This window comes from Escherichia sp. E1130 (genome assembly GCF_005781065.1).
Taxonomy (GTDB): domain Bacteria; phylum Pseudomonadota; class Gammaproteobacteria; order Enterobacterales; family Enterobacteriaceae; genus Escherichia.
Map to the genome: position 1 here is coordinate 1 of NZ_VATL01000040.1, position 4,177 is coordinate 4,177.

Consider the following 4,177-nt stretch of genomic DNA (forward strand, 5'->3'; position numbering starts at 1 on the left):
TTATCGATCTGGTCGAATGCGCGAGCAGCACCGCCGTAGGTTTTAGCCAGTACGGTAGTGATTGCAGCGGTCAGCGTTGTTTTACCATGGTCAACGTGGCCGATAGTACCGACGTTAACGTGCGGTTTTGTACGTTCAAACTTTTCTTTAGACATCGATTGTCCCTCTAAGACACGGATAAATCGGTGATATCACCACATCAACCAGGCAACATGCCCGACTTGTTGAATGCAATAAACAGAAGGAAAAAACAGGGAGGAGAAAAGAAGTGGTGCTGATAGGCAGATTCGAACTGCCGACCTCACCCTTACCAAGGGTGCGCTCTACCAACTGAGCTATATCAGCACATCTTGGAGCGGGCAGCGGGAATCGAACCCGCATCATCAGCTTGGAAGGCTGAGGTAATAGCCATTATACGATGCCCGCATCCTGGAACTCGGCTACCTGATTTTCATTCTGCACTGAATATCGAGAGAAGCTCTCTTTATTCGAGCCGGTAAGCGAACTTATCGTCTCGGGCTACGCCATCGCGTGGCCGAAATTGGTGGTGGGGGAAGGATTCGAACCTTCGAAGTCTGTGACGGCAGATTTACAGTCTGCTCCCTTTGGCCGCTCGGGAACCCCACCGGACTTGATGGTGCCGACTACCGGAATCGAACTGGTGACCTACTGATTACAAGTCAGTTGCTCTACCTACTGAGCTAAGTCGGCATCAAGTAGCGCGCATTCTATGGAGACATGCGAGTTCATGCAACTAAAAAATTGCATAATTTGTTTTATTGGTCACATTTTGCGCGACACGATGAATAAACAGCCGAATTGCGAGCAGATTAGCATACTTTTTCAGCATCACTCTGCATTAACAATGCGCGCCAGCTAAAACACAATTCTTTTTATCAGATGGAATATCTGTCACATTGCTTTTCAACGATAGCTTCCTGGAAGAGATTTTTTCTTATTATTCCTCCCCATCTGGTGTTACCCTCCTGCCCATTAACCCATTCAACAGAACTGTGACGCGCCATGGCAAATATCGCTTTGCCGATAGAGCTATGACCGCCAGAAACATGCTTATGAGTATAAAAGAGCAAACGTTAATGACGCCTTACCTACAGTTTGACCGCAACCAGTGGGCAGCTCTGCGTGATTCCGTACCTATGACGTTATCGGAAGATGAGATCGCCCGTCTCAAAGGTATAAATGAAGATCTTTCGTTAGAAGAAGTTGCCGAGATTTACTTGCCTTTATCACGTTTGCTGAACTTCTATATAAGCTCGAACCTGCGCCGTCAGGCAGTTCTGGAACAGTTTCTTGGCACTAACGGACAACGCATTCCTTACATTATCAGTATTGCTGGTAGCGTCGCGGTAGGGAAAAGTACGACTGCTCGTGTGTTACAGGCACTATTAAGCCGTTGGCCGGAACACCGTCGTGTTGAACTGATCACCACCGATGGTTTTCTTCATCCCAACAAAGTGCTTAAAGAACGTGGCCTGATGAAGAAGAAAGGCTTCCCGGAATCGTATGATATGCATCGTCTGGTAAAGTTTGTTTCCGATCTCAAATCCGGCGTGCCAAACGTTACAGCACCTGTTTACTCGCATCTTATTTATGATGTGATCCCGGATGGAGATAAAACTGTTGTTCAGCCTGATATTTTAATTCTTGAAGGGTTAAATGTCTTACAGAGCGGGATGGATTATCCACACGATCCACATCATGTATTTGTTTCTGATTTTGTCGATTTTTCGATATATGTTGATGCTCCGGAAGACTTACTTCAGACATGGTATATCAACCGTTTTCTGAAATTCCGCGAAGGGGCTTTTACAGACCCGGATTCCTATTTTCATAACTACGCGAAATTAACTAAAGAAGAAGCTATTAAGACTGCCATGACGTTGTGGAAAGAGATCAACTGGCTGAACTTAAAGCAAAATATTCTACCTACTCGCGAGCGCGCCAGTTTAATCCTGACGAAAAGTGCTAATCATGCGGTAGAAGAGGTCAGACTACGCAAATAATTTTCAGGGGAGCTAATGCTCCCCTTTCTTATTTTTCTGCACTACGCAGGGATATTTCACCCCCCATCCAGGGTTTTATTATTCCATCCTGCTCAAGCAATAAAGCGCCCTGTTTGTCTATTCCGCGTGAAATGCCAAATATTTCTTTATCACCAATGATAAGTTTCACTGGGCGATTAATAAAATTATCCAACTTTTCCCAGCGCGAAAGATAAGGTGCCAATCCTTCTTGCTCGAAGAGTTCCAGCGCCGCGCGTAATTCACGTATTAGCATGGCCGCCAACGTATTACGATCGAGATTGATCCCCGCTTCCTGCAGCGTGATCCACCCCTGATTAACGACACTCTCTTCAACACGACGCATTGCCATGTTGATCCCGGCACCAATGACAATTTGTGCCGCATCGCCGGTTTTGCCAGTCAGCTCCACAAGAATGCCTGCCAGCTTGCGATCCTGCAGATAGAGGTCATTAGGCCATTTAACGCGGACTTTATCAGCTCCCAGCTTGCGTAATACTTCCGCCATCACGATACCGATAACCAGACTTAAACCAATCGCCGCCGCCGGGCCTTGTTCCAGACGCCAGAACATTGACAAATATAAGTTTGCGCCAAAAGGCGAAAACCATTTCCGACCACGACGACCACGGCCAGCCTGCTGGTATTCTGCAACGCAGGCATCGCCCGATTTAAGCTCTCCGATACGGTCAAGGAGATATTGATTCGTGGAGTCAATAACTGGCAGCACGGCTACACTACCGCCATCCAGCTGACTCAATATCTGTTCAGCATTAAGTAACTGGATGGGCTCAGGCAGGCTGTATCCTTTACCCGGAACGGTAAAGACATCAACACCCCAGTCACGCAGTGTCTGAATGTGTTTATTAATAGCCGCCCGGCTCATTCCTAACGTTTCACCCAGCTGCTCGCCAGAGTGAAATTCACCATTCGCTAACAGCACGATTAATTTCAGTGGAACGGTATTATCCTTCATGAAATCGTCTCCACTGCGCTAACTTCACCTGATGCACCAATAAAGCGAACTTCTGGCTCAAGCCAGACATTAAATTTTTCACCCACTTTCTGTCTTACATGATGTGCCAGTTGCACGACATCTTCGCTTTTTGCATTGTCTTCATTAATGAGAACTAACGCCTGTTGACGGTGCACCGCAGCCCCACCCATTTGCATCCCTTTTAGCTGGCACTGATCGATAAGCCAACCTGCTGCCAGTTTTACTGAACCATCCGCCTGGGGGTAATTTGGTGCTTTTGGAAATTGTGCCAGTAATGCTTTAGCCGTTTCGGCAGATACAACAGGGTTTTTGAAGAAACTACCGGCATTGCCATTCACTTTTGGATCAGGGAGTTTGGTGGTGCGCATATGACACACCGCATCAAATACTTGCTGTGGCGTTACTGTTGTAGGATCCAGACGAGTTAAGTCACCATACGTTAGTACAGGTTGCCACTCTTTTGGCAGACGCAGACCTACGGCTACAATGGCGAAGCGGTCCTGGTATTCATGTTTAAAAATACTGTCGCGATAGCCAAAACGGCACTCTTTAGCTGTTAAACGCTCTTGCTTGCCTGTCGCCAGTTCAACACAGTCAACATAAGCGCAAACTCGCTGTAATTCTACGCCATAAGCCCCAATATTCTGGATAGGTGATGAACCAACACAACCAGGAATTAATGCCAGATTTTCCAGACCAGGCATACCTTCCTGCAAAGTGTATTTTACCAGGCGATGCCAGTTTTCTCCGGCTCCTACATGTAAATACCACGCATCAGGTTCATCATGAATTTCGATACCTTTGATCCGGTTGATGATCACCGTACCGCGATAGTCTTCCAGAAAAAGTACATTACTTCCTTCACCCAGAATAAGAACGGGTTGTCCTTCTGCGGTTGCATGCTGCCAGGCATTGAGTAATTGTTGTTCGTCTTCGGCACATACAATGTGCTGAGCATTATGATCAATGCCAAATGTGTTCCAGGGTTTTAAGGAGTGGTTCATAGCTGCTTTCCTGATGCAAAAACGAGGCTAGTTTACCGTATCTGCGGGGGGATGGCTTGTAGATATGACGATAGGAAGAGTTTGTAGAAACGCAAAAAGGCCATCCTGACGGATGGCCTTTCGTTTTATTTGAT

Annotated in this window: 4 protein-coding genes, 4 tRNA genes and 1 pseudogene; 2 read left to right on the forward strand and 7 right to left on the reverse strand. The window is 46.7% G+C overall.

What is annotated here, in order from left to right; genetic code table 11:
• The 5 genes from FEK66_RS24080 to FEK66_RS24100 all read right to left on the reverse strand — a co-directional run.
• Positions 1 to 155: GTP-binding protein (locus FEK66_RS24080; protein WP_001690099.1), on the reverse strand; the 155-nt coding region annotated here is incomplete at its 3' end.
• A 114-nt stretch (positions 156 to 269) separates the two neighbouring features.
• Positions 270 to 345, reverse strand: a tRNA-Thr gene (locus tag FEK66_RS24085).
• Positions 346 to 351: 6 nt separating this feature from the next.
• A tRNA-Gly gene (locus FEK66_RS24090) sits at positions 352 to 426 on the reverse strand.
• Between the two features lie 116 nt (positions 427 to 542).
• Positions 543 to 627: transfer RNA gene (locus tag FEK66_RS24095), tRNA-Tyr, on the reverse strand.
• 8 nt (positions 628 to 635) lie between these two features.
• Positions 636 to 711: transfer RNA gene (locus tag FEK66_RS24100), tRNA-Thr, on the reverse strand.
• A 19-nt stretch (positions 712 to 730) separates the two neighbouring features.
• On the opposite strand from FEK66_RS24100, the pseudogene FEK66_RS26320 reads away from it, so the two are divergent.
• Positions 731 to 881: pseudogene (locus tag FEK66_RS26320) on the forward strand (hypothetical protein); the annotation flags it as partial.
• Positions 882 to 1,073: 192 nt separating this feature from the next.
• Positions 1,074 to 2,024 (forward strand): type I pantothenate kinase, encoded by a 951-nt coding sequence (gene coaA / locus FEK66_RS24105; protein ID WP_000023076.1) that lies wholly within the window; start codon positions 1,074 to 1,076, stop codon positions 2,022 to 2,024.
• A gap of 28 nt (positions 2,025 to 2,052) precedes the next feature.
• On the opposite strand, the gene birA is transcribed toward coaA, so the two are convergent.
• Together birA and murB are read right to left on the reverse strand one after the other, a co-directional pair.
• Positions 2,053 to 3,018, reverse strand: coding sequence for a bifunctional biotin--[acetyl-CoA-carboxylase] ligase/biotin operon repressor BirA (gene birA, locus FEK66_RS24110; RefSeq protein WP_135495459.1), 966 nt, complete (start codon positions 3,016 to 3,018; stop codon positions 2,053 to 2,055).
• Positions 3,015 to 4,043 carry a UDP-N-acetylmuramate dehydrogenase gene (murB, locus tag FEK66_RS24115; RefSeq protein ID WP_135495458.1) on the reverse strand — a complete coding sequence of 343 codons (1,029 nt, stop codon included), beginning with the start codon at positions 4,041 to 4,043 and terminating at the stop codon, positions 3,015 to 3,017. Before murB ends, birA begins: the two co-directional genes overlap by 4 nt.
• Positions 4,044 to 4,177 lie beyond the last annotated feature (134 nt).

Bases quoted from the DNA above. Each gene is read 5' to 3' on its own strand.
- coaA (WP_000023076.1), top strand. From the start codon at position 1,074: ATGAGTATAAAAGAGCAAACGTTAATGACGCCTTACCTACAGTTTGAC.
- birA (WP_135495459.1), bottom strand. From the start codon at position 3,018: ATGAAGGATAATACCGTTCCACTGAAATTAATCGTGCTGTTAGCGAAT.
- murB (WP_135495458.1), bottom strand. From the start codon at position 4,043: ATGAACCACTCCTTAAAACCCTGGAACACATTTGGCATTGATCATAAT.